Raw genomic sequence first — 17,404 nt, forward strand, 5'->3', positions numbered from 1 at the left:
CAGGCGCAGAAAGCTGCGCCTGCCAACGATCAGAGACTATTGAAAACGCGGTTTTCCTGCTCCTGAACGCGGATAAAAGTCGTACGTTTGGTCAGTTCTTTCAAGCGAGAAGCGCCCACATAGGTGCAAGCAGAGCGCAGGCCACCAAGGATATCGCGGGCGGTATTCTCTACCGGCCCACGCAGAACCAGCTTAACGGTTTTGCCTTCTGCTGCACGGTACCCTGCAACACCACCGACGTGGCGGTTCATTGCTGATTCAGAGCTCATGCCATAGAAGAGCATGACTTTTTCACCATTTTCTTCAACCACCGTGCCGCCGCTCTCTTCGTGCCCTGCCAGCATACCGCCAAGCATCACGAAATCAGCGCCACCGCCGAAAGCTTTGGCAACATCGCCAGGGACAGTACAGCCGCCATCACTGACGATTTGACCACCCAGACCGTGCGCGGCATCCGCACACTCAATAACAGCAGACAACTGCGGGTAACCGACACCGGTTTTCACGCGCGTCGTACAGACGGAGCCTGGGCCGATGCCTACTTTAACAATATCAGCACCAGACAGAATCAGCTCTTCACACATTTCACCGGTCACTACGTTGCCCGCACAAATGGTTTTGTTCGGCCAGGCTTCACGTGCTTTCGCTAAGAACTGCACGAAGTGTTCTGAGTAACCATTCGCTACGTCAATGCAAACGAAGTTCAGCTGCGGGTGCAGGGCAAGGATCTGTTTTGTCTTTTCGAAATCGGTATCAGAGGTACCGGTTGAAACCATCACGTGACGCAGCACGGATTCCGTTTCGCGTTGAACAAAGCCTTTCCAGTCTTCAACGGAGTAATGCTTGTGTACCGCAGTCAGAATATCAAACGAAGCCAGCGCTTTCGCCATTGCAAAGGTGCCTACGGTATCCATATTGGCCGCGATAACCGGTACGCCAGACCAGCGCATGCCTGAATGCTTAAAAGTGAATTCGCGCTCCAGTTCAACATCGGAACGGCTTTTGAGGGTAGAACGTTTAGGGCGGATAAGAACGTCTTTAAAACCTAATTTCAGATCTTCTTCAATACGCATTTCGGATTCCTGGGGTTAATGGCGAACAACACAGACTTGCAAACACACAACTCCAGTGACGTTATCATACGCACTAATAAGGACTCCGCAAGACTGCGAAATTCTCTTTTTTTACGCTACAATCCTATAAATTTACCTGCTGGATGGGTGAGCGATCGGGTTATTACGTGATGTTGTATTGATTAAATTACAACCTATTGATTCAGCATGGAAATACATATTTCATCCCCGCGCTTCGTTTGTTGACGCTGGCTATTTCGCCAACCGGATAACGTAAAAATTGCTGGTTATATTTTCAGGGCAGACATTTTTGAGACAGAATGCTATGGGTTATACGGTCGCCTTAACCGGGGGGATTGGTAGCGGCAAAAGCACAGTGGCGAATGCATTCGCTGTGCATGGCATTGAAGTGGTGGATGCCGATCTTATCGCTCGTCAGGTCGTGGAACCGGGAATGCCGGCATTGGCAGCTATCGAAACACATTTTGGTGCAGATATTCTCAATCAGGATGGCTCACTGAACCGTCGGGCACTTCGGGAGCGTGTGTTTGCGTCCCCGGACGAAAAAATTTGGCTCAACGGTTTGCTGCATCCGCTTATTCATCAGCAGACTCAGCTTCACCTGGCTGAAGCGACTTCTCCCTATGTGCTTTGGGTAGTCCCACTACTGGTTGAAAACCAGTTACAGAGCAAAGCTGACAGAGTGCTGGTTATTGACGTGTCACCCGAGACACAAATTTTACGGACCATGCAGCGTGATGGCGTCAGCCGTGAACATGCTGAACAAATTCTTGCCGCGCAAGCTTCGCGTGAAGCACGTCTTGCGGTCGCGGACGATGTTATTGACAATAATGGCGCACCAGATGCAATTGCATCGGATGTTGCCCGCCTGCATGCTGCCTATCTGGGCTATGCGTCGCAGGCTGTATCACAGGAAACGCCCTAATGCAGACCCACGTATTATTTGAACACCCACTAAACGAAAAGATGCGTACCTGGCTGCGTATCGAGTTTTTACTCCAACAGCTTACTGTCCGCCTGCCTCTCGCCGATCATGCCGATGCACTGCATTTTTTCCGCAACGCAGGGGAATTGCTGGATGTGTTCGAGCGTGGCGATATTCGTACCGAACTGCTGAAAGAACTTGAACGCCAGCAGCGTAAACTGAAAGCCTGGGTCGAAGTCCCGGGTGTGGATATCAGCCGCATTGACGCTATCCGCGAGCAGCTAAAAGAGACCAGTACGATGTTGATGAGTGCGCCGCGCGTCGGCCAACTTGTGCGTGAAGACAGGCTGATTGGCCTTGTTCGCCAACGTCTGAGTATTCCTGGTGGTTGCTGCAGCTTCGACCTGCCGACACTGCATGTCTGGCTACATATGCCGCAAGAACTTCGCGATGCGCAGGTGAAAGTTTGGCTTGATAGTCTGGCTCCGCTTATTCACACCTTGTCGATGATTCTGGATTTAATTCGTAACTCCGCTGAGTTTCGTAAGCAAACCAGTCTCAACGGTTTCTACCAGGATAACGGTGAAGATGCGGATCTCCTGCGCCTGAAACTGACGCTAGCCGATCAGATCTACCCGCAAATCTCAGGTCATAAGAGTCGCTTTGCGATTCGCTTTATGCCTCTGGATAGTGAAAACGGTATTGTTCCTGAGCGTCTGGATTTCGAACTGGCCTGCTGCTAAGGAGCAAAAATGTCAGAAATTATGCACGTAAACTGCCCCAACTGCGGGCAATCCGTCGTCTGGAATGAAACCAGTCCATTCCGTCCTTTTTGTTCGAAACGCTGCCAGCTTATTGATTTAGGCGAATGGGCAGCGGAAGAAAAACGCATCCCAAGTTCAGGGGATCTCACTGATAGTGACGACTGGAGTGAAGAGCAACATTAATATGCTTGTGGTGCGGGACGATGATGTCTCCCGCACTGTTTATACTCAGTTATTGTGACGTTGCTGCATTAATTTCGCGATAACAGGTCCGTTTGCAGGCGGAAACTTATCAGCATCCGCCTCACTCAGCACAACCCAACTGCCAGGCTGCCCTTCTTTTCCCCACGGCTCCCCTTCCCACTGCTCGATAAGATAAAACCACAACGTGATGTGACGATCCGGGAACTGATATTCCAGCGTGTCAAAAAGCTGTGGTAAACGGGCAATGATCCCTACTTCCTCCTCAAGCTCGCGAATAACAGCTTGCTCAGGGGTCTCGCCCTGCTCTATTTTGCCGCCGGGAAATTCCCATTTATTCGCCATATGAGCATCAGCGGCGCGCTGGGTGATAAAGATTTCATGTTGTGGGTTGCGAATAATCCCCACGGCGATTTGCAGTATTTTCATGGTGATAACTCCATAAAAAAGGCGCAGATCTCTGCGCCTTTCTTTGTTATTCGTACCTTTTAGCTCAAGCGGCCATGGCACTGTTTGAATTTCTTACCGGACCCACAAGGGCAGGGATCGTTACGTCCCACTTTGCGGTCGCCCGTCTGGGCGGCCAGATCCGCCGCCGCTTCCGCATTGTCGTCACGATGGCTCAGTTGCTGCATTTGGGCCAGACGCTCCGCTTCTTCACGGCGCTGCTGTTCCATTGCCTCAACTTCTTCCGGCATGCGTACCTGTACTTTGCTCAGCGTGCTGATCACTTCATATTTCAGCGATTCGAGCATGGCTGCGAACATTGAGAAGGACTCACGCTTGTATTCCTGCTTCGGATCTTTCTGCGCATAGCCACGCAGATGAATACCCTGACGCAGGTAATCCATTGCGGCCAGATGCTCTTTCCACAGGGAGTCGAGAGTCTGCAACATGACGCCTTTCTCGAAATGACGCATCATTTCAGCGCCAACTACCTCTTCTTTGCGTTTATAAACTTCAATCGCCTGTTCAAGGATACGCTCACGCAGCGTTTCTTCATGCAGCTCAGGCTCTTTATCCAGCCATTCTGCAATCGGCAGTTCGAGGTCGAAATCGTTTTTCAGACGCTCTTCCAGGCCAGCAATATCCCACATCTCTTCCAGAGATTGCGGTGGAATATGTCCGTCGATAGTCGCTTTAAACACATCTTCACGAATGCTGTTGATGGTTTCGCTGACATCAGAAACGTCCAGTAACTCGTTACGCTGAGTATAGATCGCGCGACGTTGATCGTTCGCCACATCATCGTATTCAAGCAGCTGTTTACGAATATCAAAGTTACGGCTTTCTACTTTGCGCTGTGCATTGGCGATGGCTTTGGTGACCCACGGGTGTTCAATCGCTTCGCCTGGTTTCATCCCGAGTTTACGCATCATGCCCGACACGCGGTCCGAGGCGAAAATACGCATCAGCGCATCTTCCATAGACAGGTAGAAGCGGGAAGAACCAGCATCACCCTGACGACCAGAACGGCCACGCAGCTGGTTATCGATACGACGAGATTCATGGCGCTCAGTACCGATAATATGCAGACCACCCGCAGCAAGGACAGCATCATGGCGAATCTGCCAGTCGGCTTTGATTTGCGCAATTTGTTCAGCCGTTGGATCGGTTAGTTCAGCCACTTCAGACTGCCAGCTACCACCCAGTACGATATCAGTACCACGACCCGCCATGTTGGTAGCGATGGTCACGGCTGCGGTATAACCGGCTTGCGCAACGATGTCCGCTTCTTTCGCATGGAATTTGGCGTTCAGAACATTGTGTTTAATGCCTGCTTTGGTCAGTTCTTCGGAAACCACTTCGGATTTCTCAATGGAAATGGTCCCCACCAGAACCGGCTGGCCCGCCGCTGTGCGTTCACGAATATCTTCGATGATTGCCTGAATTTTTTCCGCTTCGGTCATGTAGACCAGATCCGGCATATCTTTACGGATCATTGGGCGGTTTGTCGGCACCACGACAGTATCGAGTTTGTAGATAGAGCTGAATTCGAAAGCTTCGGTGTCGGCAGTACCGGTCATACCGGCCAGTTTTTCATACAGACGGAAGTAGTTCTGGAAGGTGATGGAAGCCAACGTCTGGTTTTCGTTCTGAATATCCACGCCTTCTTTCGCTTCAACAGCCTGATGCAGGCCATCAGACCAGCGACGACCTTGCATAGTACGGCCGGTGTGCTCATCGACGATGATGACTTCACCATCTTTAACGATGTAGTCAACGTCGCGGGTGAAGAGTGCATGTGCACGTAAAGCCGCCGTCACGTGGTGCATAAGCATAATGTTGGTCGGAGAGTACAAAGACTCACCCTCTTCCATAATGCCCTGGTTCACCAACAGCTCTTCAATCATCACCAGACCACGTTCGGTCAGGTTTACCTGGCGAGATTTCTCATCAACAGAGAAGTGCCCCTCACCCTGGAAGGTGTCGGAATCTTCTTTTTCCTGACGAATCAGGTGAGGAATGATTTTGTTTACTTTACGGTACAGCTCAGAACTGTCTTCAGCCGGGCCGGAGATGATCAGCGGTGTACGTGCTTCGTCAATCAGGATGGAGTCCACCTCATCGACCAGCGCATAATGCAGCTTACGCTGTACGCGGTCTTCCGGGCTGAATGCCATGTTGTCACGCAGGTAGTCAAAGCCGTATTCGTTGTTGGTACCGTAAGTGATGTCAGCAGCATAAGCAGCACGTTTCGCCGGCGCTGGCATTCCTGGTAAGTTGATACCGACGGTTAAGCCGAGGAATTCGAACAGAGGACGGTTGTTTTCCGCATCACGCTGGGCGAGGTAATCGTTCACGGTCACTACATGCACGCCTTTACCGCTCAAGGCGTTGAGGTAAGCAGGCAACGTTGCGGTCAGTGTTTTACCTTCGCCGGTACGCATTTCAGCGATGCAGCGTTCGTTAAGCACCATACCGCCGAGCAACTGCACGTCAAAGTGACGCATGCCAAAGACGCGTTTACTGGCTTCACGGACGACGGCGAAGGCATCCGGGATCAGGCTTTCAACCGTCTCACCTTTCTCAATACGGGCACGAAACTCTACGGTCTTACCTTTCAGCTCATCATCAGTGAGCTTCTCCATCGCAGGTTCCATGGTGTTAATCAGTGCAACCGCTTTGCGCATACGACGCAGTGTACGATCGTTACGGCTACCGAATACTTTTGTTAATAATTTGATAAGCATAATAAAAATCTCAAACGCCCCGCTTTGCGGAGTCAAAAATTAGTTGAAGGTTATTTTTTTCAGCTAAGGCGTTGAGGTCCGGCACGTATGCCCTGAACCTGGCTTACCCAGGTACGGACTGTGAATACAGAATAAGAGGGAAAACCGGCATAGAATGCCTGGTGGATGGTCGTCGACGGTCTCCGCTCCTGGGTCAGCAGTGCGCTGAGCGTGTCCAGTAACGCGAGATGGTGCGCCTGAATCGGTAATGCTTCTTCCACAACCGGCAGCGCTTGAGGCGCCATCGCGAAAGAGAGATGACGAATAACGGTTCGAATGGCATGTTGATGCCAGTAATCAACGGTAAAGTTGGGACGACGTGTCCCTTCGAGCAATGCCAGGTTGGTAAAGTTTACCGTACCTGATCCATCGTGATTACGGGTTGCAGTTCTGACCGGTTCGGTATGTTCGGTGCTGTTGAGCGCAGGCAAGCCGAAACTCGCCGCGACCATCCCCAGCAGGAGATGCGGCCAGAAATAACGTCTGCCAAATTGTCGCCAGCGCGTCAGTAATCCGCTCACTCAATCCACCAAAAAATATTCAAACTTGCCCGTATAGATCCGGAACGCGTTATTTTGCGCACCGATAGTACCATTAATGGGCAAAGACAGCAGCGATAATAAGGCGTCAGGCAGGCGAAATCGACCAGGAAAGCAGCAATCGCACTCGTACGAGCCTTTAAAAGCACTATGGATGTAACAAGGGAAAAATCAGACGGAAATCAAATAAAAAACGACTGGTTTCCTGGCAGGAGAGAGTTTGCCAGAAAGACCAGTCGAATTTGTATCTAACGGGTGAAGTTAGATTTACGCCAGAACCAGTGACGGAGCTTTGAATGCCAGCGGCAGTTCAGCATCGTTTTCGTAAGTCACATATTCCCAGGCTTCCTGTTTCGCCAGGACGGCCTGCAACAGTTTGTTGTTCAATGCATGACCGGATTTAAACGCGGTAAATGCACCGACGATGTTGTGACCACACATGAACAGGTCGCCAATTGCATCCAGCATTTTATGACGCACAAATTCATCTTCGAAGCGCAGGCCGTCTTCGTTCAATACGCGATAATCGTCAACTACGATGGCACAATCGAAGCTACCGCCCAGACACAAACCACGAGACTGGAGGTATTCGATATCACGCATGAAACCGAATGTACGCGCACGACTAATCTGGCGCATGAATGCGTCGGCAGAGAAGTTCATCGCATAACGCTGAGTACTGGCATCAATCGCCGGATGGTTAAAGTCGATGGTGAAGTCCAGAGAGAAACCGTTATATGGTCTGAACTCTGCCCATTTATCACCGTCTTCAACGCGCACCGTCTCTTTGATTCGAACGAATTTCTTCGCGCTACGCAGCTCTTCGACGCCTGCATCCAGCAGAAGATAAACGAACGGTGCAGCACTGCCATCCATAATCGGGATTTCTGGCGCATCGACTTCAACAATAATGTTGTCGATACCCAGACCAGCCAGAGCAGCATTAAGATGCTCAACTGTTGAAATCCGCACGTCATGCTCGTTCACCAGACACGTACAGAGCATGGTATCACGCACAGATTTAGCATCAGCCGGGAAATCTACCGGAGGATTTAAGTCAGTGCGACGATAGATGACCCCGGTATTGGCCGGCGCAGGGCGCAACGTCAGTGTGACTTTTTTGCCGGTATGTAAACCGACGCCAGTCGCCTGAACGATACGTTTTAATGTCCTTTGTTTGATCATCGTATAATCTCGCCTAATTACCTATCCAACCGAAGTGTACTACACAATCGGTGGGCCAGTTTAGCACAAAGAGCGAAGATGCCCAACTTCCAGCGAATTCTTAATCTGCTTGTTTACGCAGGAATGCTGGAATGTCGAGATAATCCGGTTCTTTCGTGGTTTGCGGCGCATTGTCGTTCACCACTTTAGCAGCAGGTTTCTGCTCTTGCTGCATCGCCGGCATACCGTGCTGCTGGTAACGATCCATCACAGGTTGCTGTTGCTGCTTGTTGGTTACCAGCGTAATTTCAGGACGTTTGTCCATGCCGATACCTGTCGCAACGACAGTCACTCGCAATTCGTCGTTCATATCCGGATCCAGAGAAGTACCGATAACCACGGTCGCATTATCCGATGCAAACGCACGAATCGTGTTACCCACAGTTTCGAACTCATCCAGACGCAAGTCAAAGCCAGCTGTAATGTTAACCAATACACCACGCGCACCAGACAGATCGATATCTTCCAGCAGCGGAGAAGAGATCGCCATTTCTGCGGCTTCTTCTGCGCGGTCTTCGCCCTTCGCAACACCTGAGCCCATCATGGCATAGCCCATTTCGGACATCACGGTACGCACGTCAGCAAAGTCAACGTTCATCAGGCCCGGACGGGTGATCAGTTCAGCGATACCTTGCACCGCACCTTTCAATACGTCGTTCGCAGCACCAAATGCATCCAGCAGGGAGATACCGCGACCAAGAACTTTAAGCAACTTATCGTTCGGGATAGTGATCAGCGAATCCACATGTTTGGACAGCTCAGCGATACCCTGTTCCGCAAATGCCATACGCTTCTTGCCTTCAAAATTGAAAGGCTTGGTCACGACAGCAACGGTCAGAATCCCCAAATCTTTTGCAACCTCAGCAACGACAGGTGCGGCACCCGTACCGGTGCCACCGCCCATACCCGCTGCGATAAAGACCATATCCGCACCATCCAGCGCAGCGCGCAGGGCTTCACGGTCTTCTTCTGCTGCATTACGGCCGACCTCTGGGTTTGCCCCAGCGCCCAGACCTTTGGTGATGCCACCACCGATCTGAATGGTCTGACCCACCGCTGTCTTACGCAATGCCTGAGCATCGGTATTCACTGCGAAGAATTCAACACCCTCGATGCGCTCGCGCACCATGTGTTCAACGGCATTACCGCCGCCGCCACCGACGCCGATGACTTTAATCACCGCGTCGTTGGTCAGTTCCATAGGTTCAAACATAATTTCTCTCCGTTTTGTGCCTGTCGCCTGAGACCGTTAATGTGCCCCGGTCTCTGAAAAATTAAAATTCTTTACGTAGCCAGCTGTTAAGTCGCTTAAACCACGAACCGACTGATACGCGTTTTTCCACTTCTGCTTCACCACTTAAATGGGTCTCTTTTCCATAGTGCAGCAGGCCCACCGCCGTCGAGTAGTACGGCTCCTGGGCATAATCTGTTAAGCCAGTAATATTCAGCGGCGCACCAATACGCACCTGCGTATGGAACACGCGTTGAGCGCAGGCCGCAAGACCTTCAATTTGCGCTGCACCGCCGGTCAGAACAATCCCCGCAGCCAGGTGATGTTTCACACCTTGTGTACGCAGCTGTTCCTGCAATTGCAAAATTTCATCGTTGACCAGATTGAGGAGCTCGGTATAACGCGGCTCAATCACGTCCGCCAGCGTTTGACGCTGCAGACTGCGTGGTGGTCTTCCACCCACGCTCGGGACTTCAACGCTCTCGTCCTTACCCACCAGAGAGCCCAGCGCGCAACCATGGCGCACTTTGATCGCTTCGGCATCACTTGGTGGTGTACCAAACGCGTATGCGATATCGCTGGTCACCACGTTCCCTGCATACGGGATCACTTTGGTATGACGCAGTGCACCACCGGTATAAACCGCCATATCCATTGTACCACCGCCGATGTCTACAACGCAGACACCCAGTTCACGTTCGTCTTCCGTCAACACGGAATAGCTGGATGCCAGTCCGGCAAATATCAGTTGGTCAACTTTCAGCCCACATCGTTCCACGGCTTTAACAATGTTTTTAGCCATGTCGTTATGGCAGGTAATCAAATGCACTTTTGCCTGCATACGCACACCGGAAAGACCAACCGGGTTCTTGATTCCTTCCTGGTAATCAATGGCATATTCCTGAGGAATAACATGCAGGACACGATGCTCATCGCGCACACGTACGGATTTGGCGGTGTGCACAACATTCTCGACATCTTCCTGCGTCACTTCCTCTTCTGAAATTGGCACCATACCAATCTCATTCTGGCAGCTAATGTGCTTGCCGGACAGCGCCAGATAAACTGAAGATATCTGGCAATCAGCCATCAATTCAGCCTGATCGATGGCACGTTGAACACACTTCACAACCGATTCAAGGTCGTTCACTCCGCCTTTATCCATACCGCGGGACGGGCAGCTACCCACACCAATGATATTGACCATACCGTCGGGCAGAACTTCCCCTACTAAAGCGGCCACCTTCGCGGTGCCAATCTCCAGTCCAACTACCAGTTTTCTGTCCGTCGCCTTGATCATTATTGCTCTGCCTGTGCCTGATTCTGTTGCTGATTAGGGTCCTGTGCCGGGGCCGGTTTCCAACCTACCGCCGCGCCAGAGTCATAGCGTAAATCCACGTAGCTTATCTCTTTGCCATCAACCTGTGCTTGTTGTTGTAGAACTGGATACAGTTCTACAAAGCGTGCCAGGCGTTTCATGGTGTCGCCCCGGCCCAGATTGAGCTTGATATCGTTGTTGAGCGTCAATTGCCACGAACGTCGTGCTGTCATTGCCGCTTCTTTTAACGTGAATTTATCCTTCGCCAGCACCTGTCCCATGTCACGGAAGCCCTGTAAAACTTCACTTTCACTCCCTTCCGGGCCGTACAGCATGGGTAAAACCTGCTTGCTGGTACGATCGGCGGGAACACTGAACGAATTACCGTCCGTATCCATCATGTGCTGATCATTCCAACGTGCTATGGGCACAAATTCAACCAGATGAATCTTCAATTCATCAGGCCATTGCTTCCTGACGCTGGCCTGTTTTATCCAGGGTAGACGTTCAATCTGGCTCTGGATAATGTTGACATCCTGCGTCATAAAAGTGCCGGGTGCGCCTAACGCCAGTATTGACTGGCGAATATCATCGTTACGGGTGTAATGACGATCGCCTGTTACCACCAGTTTCGACAACGGTAAACGTTGCGCGTCTTCCATCCAGCCCAACACAACCCAACTGCTCACCAACACGGTACATAACACCGTCAGCAGGAAAATAATGCCTGCAAGACGCGTTCCATTACTGCGACGGGAAGCTGGAGCCTCTTCGACATCGCGATTTCTCGTGTTCAGCGCAGCCTGAGACATATCACTCCGCCAGATTCAAAATTCGCACGACGAGTTGGGAGAAACTTAACCCCGCCTGACGTGCTGCCATCGGAACCAGACTATGGCTGGTCATGCCTGGCGATGTATTCGCTTCCAGCAAATAAAACTGACCATCGCTGTCTTTCATTGCATCAATGCGTCCCCATCCGCGACAGCCCAAAACTTGCCAGGCTTTCAACACCAGGGATTGCAATTTCACTTCGTCTTCCGCTTCCAGACCTGCCGGGCAGAAATATTTTGTCTCATCAGAGAGATACTTCGCCTCATAATCATAGAAGGTTCCAGCAGGCTGGATGCGAATTGACGGTAAAATTTCTTCACCGAGTATCGCAACCGTAAATTCCGGCCCACTGAGCCATTTTTCGATTAAAACTTCATCATCGTGTTGAAAAGCAAGGGCGAGTGCCGTGTTTAATGCAGCAAATTCATCCACTTTTGACATGCCGACGCTGGAGCCTTCACGACTGGGCTTGACAATAACGGGTAACCCCAGCAATTCAATGCGTTGAATAGCGTCGTTCTTAAGTCCAATTTCAAATTCTTGCCGCGTAACAGCAACACCTGAAGCAACCGGAAGCCCTGCACCCTGCCAGAGCAACTTGCTGCGCATCTTATCCATGGAAATGGCAGATGCCATCACGCCACTGCCGGTATAGGGCAAACCGATCAGCTCAAGCAGCCCTTGTAACGTTCCATCTTCGCCACCGCGACCGTGAAGCGCGATAAAAACTTTATCGAATCCCATCGCTTTCAAAGCGGTGACATCCACCTCACGCGGATCGACCGGATGTGCGTCAACACCGCCTTCGAGCAAACCTTTCAGCACCGCAGCGCCAGAGTTCAGCGAAACGTCACGTTCAGCAGAAGAGCCGCCCAGAAGGACTGCGACTTTCTCAGCCATGGCGTTCTTCCTCCTGCGGCTTCAGTTTCACGTCTGCCAGGTGGCGAGCGATTTTGCCGATGTTCCCTGCACCCTGGATAAGGATCAGATCGTTGCCGGTCAGCACCGGTGCCAACATAGCGGCGGCCTGTGCAGGATCGGAGACCAGGATCGGATCCACTTTGCCACGGCCACGGATCGTGCGGCACAAGGAGCGACTGTCCGCTCCGGGGATTGCCGTCTCACCCGCTGAATAGACATCCAGCATCAGTAGCGCATCAACCTGCGTCAGCACATTCGCAAAGTCGTCGTACAGGTCGCGCGTACGCGTAAAACGGTGTGGCTGGAACAACATCACCAGATTTTTGTCCGGCCAGCCCGCACGTGCCGCTTTGATCGTTGCATCCACTTCCGTTGGGTGATGACCGTAATCATCAACCAGCATCGCGGTACCGGCTTTACCGTTTACGGTTTCCAGCGGGAACTCGCCGAGGAAATCGAAACGACGGCCCGTGCCCTGGAAATTCTCCAGCGCGCGCAGAATATCTTCGTCATCAATGCCTTCTTCGGTCGCGACAGCCACGGCTGCAGCCGCATTCAACGCATTATGGCGACCGGGGGCATTCAGCATGACCTGCATATCCGGTTTATCCTGACGAATCAGAGTGAAGTGGCCTTGAGCCCCTTTTTGCTGGTAATCCTGTACACGAACATCAGCATCTTCACTAAAACCGTAAGTTGTTATCTGGCGGCCAACGCGCGGCAGCAGCTCACGGATAACCGGATCGTCCACACACATCACCGCACGGCCGTAAAACGGCAAGTTATGCAGGAAGTTGATAAACGTCGTTTTCAGGTTCTCGAAGTCACCCTGATACGTGTCCATGTGGTCCGCTTCGATATTAGTGACAATGGCCACCATCGGCTGCAGATGGAGGAATGACGCATCACTCTCATCCGCTTCCGCAATCAGATAACGGCTGTGACCCAGACGAGCATGCACACCCGCCGCTTTTACGAGACCACCATTGACGAAGGTTGGATCCAGACCACCTTCAGCATAAATACTGGAGACCATCGCCGTGGTCGTGGTTTTACCGTGCGTACCGGCAATCGCAATGCCATGACGAAAACGCATCAACTCAGCCAGCATTTCAGCACGACGGATAACCGGGATACGTGCTTCGTTAGCGGCCACAATTTCCGGGTTATCGGCAGAGATTGCACTCGACACCACCACAACACTGGCGTCACTGACGTTTTCAGGGCGATGGTTGAAATAAATCGTTGCACCCAGCGCAGTCAATTGCTGCGTGACGGGGTTCGGTGCCAGGTCGGAACCGCTAATCTGATAGCCTTCGTTAGCCAAAACTTCGGCAATACCGCCCATGCCAGCACCACCGATGCCAACAAAGTGAATGTGCCGGACGCGACGCATCTCGGGCACGATTGAACGCAGTTTTGCCAGTTGTTGTGTATTCATTCTTTATGCCATCTACCACTTCAAATTCGCGCGACGCAAAAGGCATCGCCAGTATTAAGCCTGAGCTGCCAGACTCACTTCGTTTGCCACTCGTTGGGTGGCGTCCGGGATAGCCGCGGCACGTGCACGCTCTGCCATCGCCAGTAATTCAGTTCGATTCCAGCCCGCCAGTGTCTGCACAACGGCATCGACGGTGAACTGCGGTTGCTCCAGAATCTTCGCCGCACCCGCTTTTTCCAGCGGCAGCGCATTCCAGTATTGCTGCCGATCTTTATGCTGGAACGGCACAAACAGCGCCGGCAAGCCTGCCGCAGCGATTTCACTCACCGTCAGCGCACCAGAACGACACACTACGACATCAGCCCAGGCATAAGCCTTCGCCATATCGTCAATAAACTCTGTCACTTTGTGCTGAGACTGACCGGCATCGACATATGCCTGTTCAACGGTTTGCTGTGCACCTTTGCCGCTCTGATGCCAGATGGTCACCGCATCACCCAGTTTCGCTGCTACCTGCGGCATCGTCTGGTTCAGCACGCGCGCACCTTGCGAACCGCCAACCACCAGCACCCGAACCGGCCCTTCACGACCAGGCAGACGTTCTTGTGGCAGCGGCAGTGCGAGCACGTCGACGCGAACCGGGTTACCCACCACGTCAGCTTTCGGGAATGCGCCCGGGAAAGCCTGCATCACTTTGGTGGCGATTTTCGCCAGCCATTTATTGGTCAGCCCGGCAATCCCGTTTTGCTCATGAAGCACTACCGGGATCCCCAGCGACCAGGCCGCTAAACCGCCAGGACCAGAAACATAGCCGCCCATTCCCAGCACGACATCCGGCTTGTAACGCTGCATGATGGCGCGCGCCTGACGCCAGGCGTTGAAAATACGCAGAGGCGCGAGCAGTAAGGCTTTCACACCTTTGCCACGCAAACCTGAAATACGAATAAAGTCGATCTCGATGCCGTGTTTTGGCACCAGATCGGCTTCCATGCGATCGGCGGTTCCCAGCCAGCGCACTTGCCAGCCCTGATCCATTAAATGGTGCGCAACCGCCAGTCCCGGGAAGACATGTCCACCGGTACCGCCCGCCATCACCATTAACCGCTTCGCTTGACCGCTCATCGTAAACCTCGTGTAAACGCCTGGGCTTTTTCCAGACGCGTCTCATAATCGATACGTAACAACAGCATGATGGCCGTCGACATGATCAATAAACTGGAACCACCGTAGCTGATAAGCGGCAGTGTCAGACCTTTGGTCGGTAACATACCGGCAGCGGCGCCGACGTTGACCAGCGCCTGGAAACTAAACCAGATGCCAATAGAGCAGGCCAGGAAACCAGAAAATCGTTGATCAATTTCCAGCGCTTTACGCCCAATGGACATGGCGCGGAAAGCGACGAAGAATACCATTAAAAGCGCAAGTACCACACCGATATAACCCAGTTCCTCGCCGATAATGGCGAAGATGAAGTCAGTATGCGCTTCAGGTAAATACTCCAGTTTTTGCACCGAGTTCCCAAGTCCTTGTCCCCACAACTCTCCGCGCCCGAAGGCCATCAGGGATTGGGTTAGCTGGTAACCGCTACCGAAAGGATCATCCCACGGGTTCCAGAACGAGGTCACACGGCGAATACGATAAGGCTCTGCGAGGATCAGCAGCACTACAGCTGCAATACCGGAACCGATAATGGCGATGAACTGCCAAAGTTTTGCCCCCGCCAGAAACAGCATCGCCAGGGTGGTAATAAAGAGCACAACGACAGTACCAAGGTCAGGCTGCGCCAGCAGCAACACAGCCAGCACCATGATCACACCCATGGGTTTCAGGAAGCCGCGCAGGTTGTTACGTACTTCATCGACCTTACGTACCAGGTAGTTCGCCAGATAGCAGAACAACGACAGCTTGGTAAATTCCGCTGGCTGGAAACGCATCACCCCTAAATCGATCCAACGCGATGCACCGTTAATGGAGCTACCTACCAGCAACACCACGAGCAGCATCACGATAGCGGCGATTAGCATCGCAGAGCTCCAGCGTTGCCAGAACTCCATCGGTAATCGCAACGTCACCATAGCAAAACAGAACGCCAGGAACAGATAGAGCGCATGGCGCTTGGCGAAGAAAAATGGATCGGCCGTCAAGCGCTGCCCAACAGGCATTGAAGCCGAAGTCACCATGATGAAACCGATAGCCGCAAGACCCAACGTTAGCCATAGCATCGTGCGGTCATACATGACCAGACTGTCATCGTCTTTCACGCGTGAGCCCATCACCCAGCCCTTCAATGCGCCAAACACCCACGCCAGGATTCCAAATCCTGGCAGGCGCGGCATTCTCGGACGAGGGAGCGTTAAGCGCATTAACCTAACTCCTCAGCGAGGCGAGTGAAGACATCGCCACGCTGCTCAAAGTTTTTAAACTGATCCAGGCTGGCACAAGCAGGTGACAGCAGTACCATATCGCCCGGACGAACGCGGGTCGCAATAAGGCGCATCGCCTGCTCCATATCGGCGGTTTGCTCAGCGATTTCCGGGCGCAAAGCGGCAAGTTCAGCACCATCGCGACCAAAACAGTACAGGCGCACATTGTCACCTTCCAGGTAGCGTTTCAGCGGCGTGAAATCGGCTGATTTTCCGTCGCCACCGAGCAGCAGATACAAAGTGCCATCCACATGCAGGCCATTCAGCGCCGCTTCGGTGCTTCCCACATTGGTCGCTTTGGAGTCGTTGATCCAGCGAACACCGTTATGCTCCAGAGCAAGCTGGAAGCGGTGTGCAAGGCCACTGAACGTGGTCAGTGCCTTGAGGCTGCTGGCTCGCGGTAAACCGGCTGCATCGGCCAGTGCCAGTGCCGCCAGGGCATTGGTGTAGTTATGCTGGCCGCTGAGCTTCATCTCTTTGACGTTAAGCACTTTTTCGCCTTTCACGCGCAGCCAGGTTTCCCCTTGCTGACGATTAAGGTGATAGTCACCGACATCTACGCCGAAGCTGACACAGCGTTCATCAGCGCCGCGTACCGGCATCGTTAAACCGTCATCCGCATTCACTACGCATACTTTGGCATTTTCATAAACCCGCAACTTCGCGGCACGGTATTGCTGCAGACCAAACGGATAGCGGTCCATATGATCTTCAGTCACGTTGAGGATCGTCGCCGCCACCGCCTGAAGGCTGGAGGTGGTTTCCAGTTGGAAACTGGAAAGCTCAAGGACATAAAGCTGACGAGCTTCATCCAGCAGCATCAATGCAGGAAGACCGATATTGCCCCCAACGCCGACGTTAACGCCCGCTGAGGCCGCCATCTCACCCACCAGCGTGGTGACCGTGCTTTTACCGTTCGAGCCGGTAATTGCCACAATCGGTGCCTGCGCTTCCCGGCAAAACAGTTCGATATCACCGACAATTTCAACACCTGCGTCTGCCGCCGCACTCAACGAAGGGTGCGCCAGGGCGATGCCCGGGCTTGCAACAATCAGATCAGCAGCAAGCAGCCAGTCATCATTCAGACTACCGAGGTGACGCTCAACCGCTTCGGGTAGCTTATCCAGCCCCGGAGGAGAGGTTCGCGTGTCCATCACTTTTGGCGTGACGCCGCGTGCGAGGAAGAAATCCACGCACGAGAGCCCCGTCAGACCAAGACCAATAATGACGACTTTTTTACCCTGGTAATCTGCCAT

At 52.6% G+C, this 17,404-nt stretch carries 16 protein-coding genes; 3 read left to right on the forward strand and 13 right to left on the reverse strand.

The annotated features are described in order from the left end of the window. Nucleotides 1-29: 29 nt before the first annotated feature. Complete coding sequence (locus AC5JPW_RS10975; protein ID WP_494240226.1) at nucleotides 30-1,073, reverse strand: GMP reductase; 1,044 nt, start codon at nucleotides 1,071-1,073, stop codon at nucleotides 30-32. A gap of 325 nt (nucleotides 1,074-1,398) precedes the next feature. On the opposite strand from AC5JPW_RS10975, the gene coaE reads away from it, so the two are divergent. The 3 genes from coaE to yacG are packed head-to-tail and all read left to right on the forward strand — an operon-like array spanning nucleotide 1,399 to nucleotide 2,966. After that, nucleotides 1,399-2,019, forward strand: coding sequence for a dephospho-CoA kinase (coaE, locus tag AC5JPW_RS10980; protein ID WP_494241204.1), 621 nt, complete (start codon nucleotides 1,399-1,401; stop codon nucleotides 2,017-2,019). Beyond that, complete coding sequence (gene zapD, locus AC5JPW_RS10985) at nucleotides 2,019-2,762, forward strand: cell division protein ZapD (RefSeq protein WP_494240228.1); 744 nt, start codon at nucleotides 2,019-2,021, stop codon at nucleotides 2,760-2,762. The genes coaE and zapD overlap by 1 nt, the downstream gene beginning before the upstream one ends. A 9-nt stretch (nucleotides 2,763-2,771) precedes the next feature. Beyond that, nucleotides 2,772-2,966 (forward strand): DNA gyrase inhibitor YacG, encoded by a 195-nt coding sequence (yacG, locus tag AC5JPW_RS10990; protein ID WP_494240229.1) that lies wholly within the window; start codon nucleotides 2,772-2,774, stop codon nucleotides 2,964-2,966. Between the two features lie 45 nt (nucleotides 2,967-3,011). On the opposite strand, the gene mutT is transcribed toward yacG, so the two are convergent. The 12 genes from mutT to murD form a co-directional block, all read right to left on the reverse strand. Further along, the gene (gene mutT, locus AC5JPW_RS10995) at nucleotides 3,012-3,413 is read right to left on the reverse strand and encodes an 8-oxo-dGTP diphosphatase MutT (RefSeq protein ID WP_494240230.1); all 402 of its coding nucleotides are present in this window, start codon (nucleotides 3,411-3,413) and stop codon (nucleotides 3,012-3,014) included. Between the two features lie 59 nt (nucleotides 3,414-3,472). Beyond that, nucleotides 3,473-6,178, reverse strand: coding sequence for a preprotein translocase subunit SecA (gene secA, locus AC5JPW_RS11000; RefSeq protein ID WP_494240232.1), 2,706 nt, complete (start codon nucleotides 6,176-6,178; stop codon nucleotides 3,473-3,475). 59 nt (nucleotides 6,179-6,237) lie between these two features. Next, complete coding sequence (gene secM, locus AC5JPW_RS11005; protein ID WP_494240233.1) at nucleotides 6,238-6,738, reverse strand: secA translation cis-regulator SecM; 501 nt, start codon at nucleotides 6,736-6,738, stop codon at nucleotides 6,238-6,240. Between the two features lie 285 nt (nucleotides 6,739-7,023). Continuing rightward, complete coding sequence (lpxC, locus tag AC5JPW_RS11010) at nucleotides 7,024-7,941, reverse strand: UDP-3-O-acyl-N-acetylglucosamine deacetylase (RefSeq protein WP_494240235.1); 918 nt, start codon at nucleotides 7,939-7,941, stop codon at nucleotides 7,024-7,026. Nucleotides 7,942-8,041: 100 nt separating this feature from the next. Then, entirely contained in the window at nucleotides 8,042-9,193 is a 1,152-nt protein-coding gene (gene ftsZ / locus AC5JPW_RS11015; protein WP_494240237.1) for a cell division protein FtsZ, read from the reverse strand. Between the two features lie 61 nt (nucleotides 9,194-9,254). Then, the gene (gene ftsA, locus AC5JPW_RS11020; protein ID WP_494240239.1) at nucleotides 9,255-10,511 is read right to left on the reverse strand and encodes a cell division protein FtsA; all 1,257 of its coding nucleotides are present in this window, start codon (nucleotides 10,509-10,511) and stop codon (nucleotides 9,255-9,257) included. Further along, entirely contained in the window at nucleotides 10,511-11,341 is an 831-nt protein-coding gene (gene ftsQ / locus AC5JPW_RS11025; protein ID WP_494240240.1) for a cell division protein FtsQ, read from the reverse strand. Before ftsQ ends, ftsA begins: the two co-directional genes overlap by 1 nt. Nucleotide 11,342: 1 nt before the next feature. Beyond that, nucleotides 11,343-12,263: a D-alanine--D-alanine ligase gene (locus AC5JPW_RS11030; RefSeq protein ID WP_494240242.1), complete on the reverse strand. Its 921-nt coding sequence runs from the start codon at nucleotides 12,261-12,263 to the stop codon at nucleotides 11,343-11,345. After that, nucleotides 12,256-13,725, reverse strand: a complete 1,470-nt coding sequence (murC, locus tag AC5JPW_RS11035; RefSeq protein WP_494240244.1) for a UDP-N-acetylmuramate--L-alanine ligase — start codon at nucleotides 13,723-13,725, stop codon at nucleotides 12,256-12,258. Before murC ends, AC5JPW_RS11030 begins: the two co-directional genes overlap by 8 nt. Nucleotides 13,726-13,779: 54 nt before the next feature. Next, nucleotides 13,780-14,847 carry an undecaprenyldiphospho-muramoylpentapeptide beta-N-acetylglucosaminyltransferase gene (gene murG / locus AC5JPW_RS11040; RefSeq protein ID WP_494240245.1) on the reverse strand — a complete coding sequence of 356 codons (1,068 nt, stop codon included), beginning with the start codon at nucleotides 14,845-14,847 and terminating at the stop codon, nucleotides 13,780-13,782. Beyond that, a complete protein-coding gene (gene ftsW / locus AC5JPW_RS11045) occupies nucleotides 14,844-16,088 on the reverse strand; it encodes a cell division protein FtsW (RefSeq protein ID WP_494240247.1) in 1,245 nt (414 codons plus the stop codon). Before ftsW ends, murG begins: the two co-directional genes overlap by 4 nt. Then, nucleotides 16,088-17,404 carry a UDP-N-acetylmuramoyl-L-alanine--D-glutamate ligase gene (gene murD, locus AC5JPW_RS11050; protein ID WP_494240248.1) on the reverse strand — a complete coding sequence of 439 codons (1,317 nt, stop codon included), beginning with the start codon at nucleotides 17,402-17,404 and terminating at the stop codon, nucleotides 16,088-16,090. Before murD ends, ftsW begins: the two co-directional genes overlap by 1 nt.

Source organism: Phytobacter sp. (assembly GCF_059074235.1).

Excerpts from the sequence above, each read along its gene's own strand:
- ftsZ (WP_494240237.1), bottom strand. The coding sequence starts at position 9,193 with ATGTTTGAACCTATGGAACTGACCAACGACGCGGTGATTAAAGTCATC.
- ftsA (WP_494240239.1), bottom strand. The coding sequence starts at position 10,511 with ATGATCAAGGCGACGGACAGAAAACTGGTAGTTGGACTGGAGATTGGC.
- ftsW (WP_494240247.1), bottom strand. The coding sequence starts at position 16,088 with ATGCGCTTAACGCTCCCTCGTCCGAGAATGCCGCGCCTGCCAGGATTT.
- murD (WP_494240248.1), bottom strand. The coding sequence starts at position 17,404 with ATGGCAGATTACCAGGGTAAAAAAGTCGTCATTATTGGTCTTGGTCTG.
- secA (WP_494240232.1), bottom strand. The coding sequence starts at position 6,178 with ATGCTTATCAAATTATTAACAAAAGTATTCGGTAGCCGTAACGATCGT.
- murG (WP_494240245.1), bottom strand. The coding sequence starts at position 14,847 with ATGAGCGGTCAAGCGAAGCGGTTAATGGTGATGGCGGGCGGTACCGGT.
- ftsQ (WP_494240240.1), bottom strand. The coding sequence starts at position 11,341 with ATGTCTCAGGCTGCGCTGAACACGAGAAATCGCGATGTCGAAGAGGCT.
- yacG (WP_494240229.1), top strand. The coding sequence starts at position 2,772 with ATGTCAGAAATTATGCACGTAAACTGCCCCAACTGCGGGCAATCCGTC.
- AC5JPW_RS11030 (WP_494240242.1), bottom strand. The coding sequence starts at position 12,263 with ATGGCTGAGAAAGTCGCAGTCCTTCTGGGCGGCTCTTCTGCTGAACGT.
- coaE (WP_494241204.1), top strand. The coding sequence starts at position 1,399 with ATGGGTTATACGGTCGCCTTAACCGGGGGGATTGGTAGCGGCAAAAGC.
- zapD (WP_494240228.1), top strand. The coding sequence starts at position 2,019 with ATGCAGACCCACGTATTATTTGAACACCCACTAAACGAAAAGATGCGT.
- mutT (WP_494240230.1), bottom strand. The coding sequence starts at position 3,413 with ATGAAAATACTGCAAATCGCCGTGGGGATTATTCGCAACCCACAACAT.
- AC5JPW_RS10975 (WP_494240226.1), bottom strand. The coding sequence starts at position 1,073 with ATGCGTATTGAAGAAGATCTGAAATTAGGTTTTAAAGACGTTCTTATC.
- murC (WP_494240244.1), bottom strand. The coding sequence starts at position 13,725 with ATGAATACACAACAACTGGCAAAACTGCGTTCAATCGTGCCCGAGATG.
- lpxC (WP_494240235.1), bottom strand. The coding sequence starts at position 7,941 with ATGATCAAACAAAGGACATTAAAACGTATCGTTCAGGCGACTGGCGTC.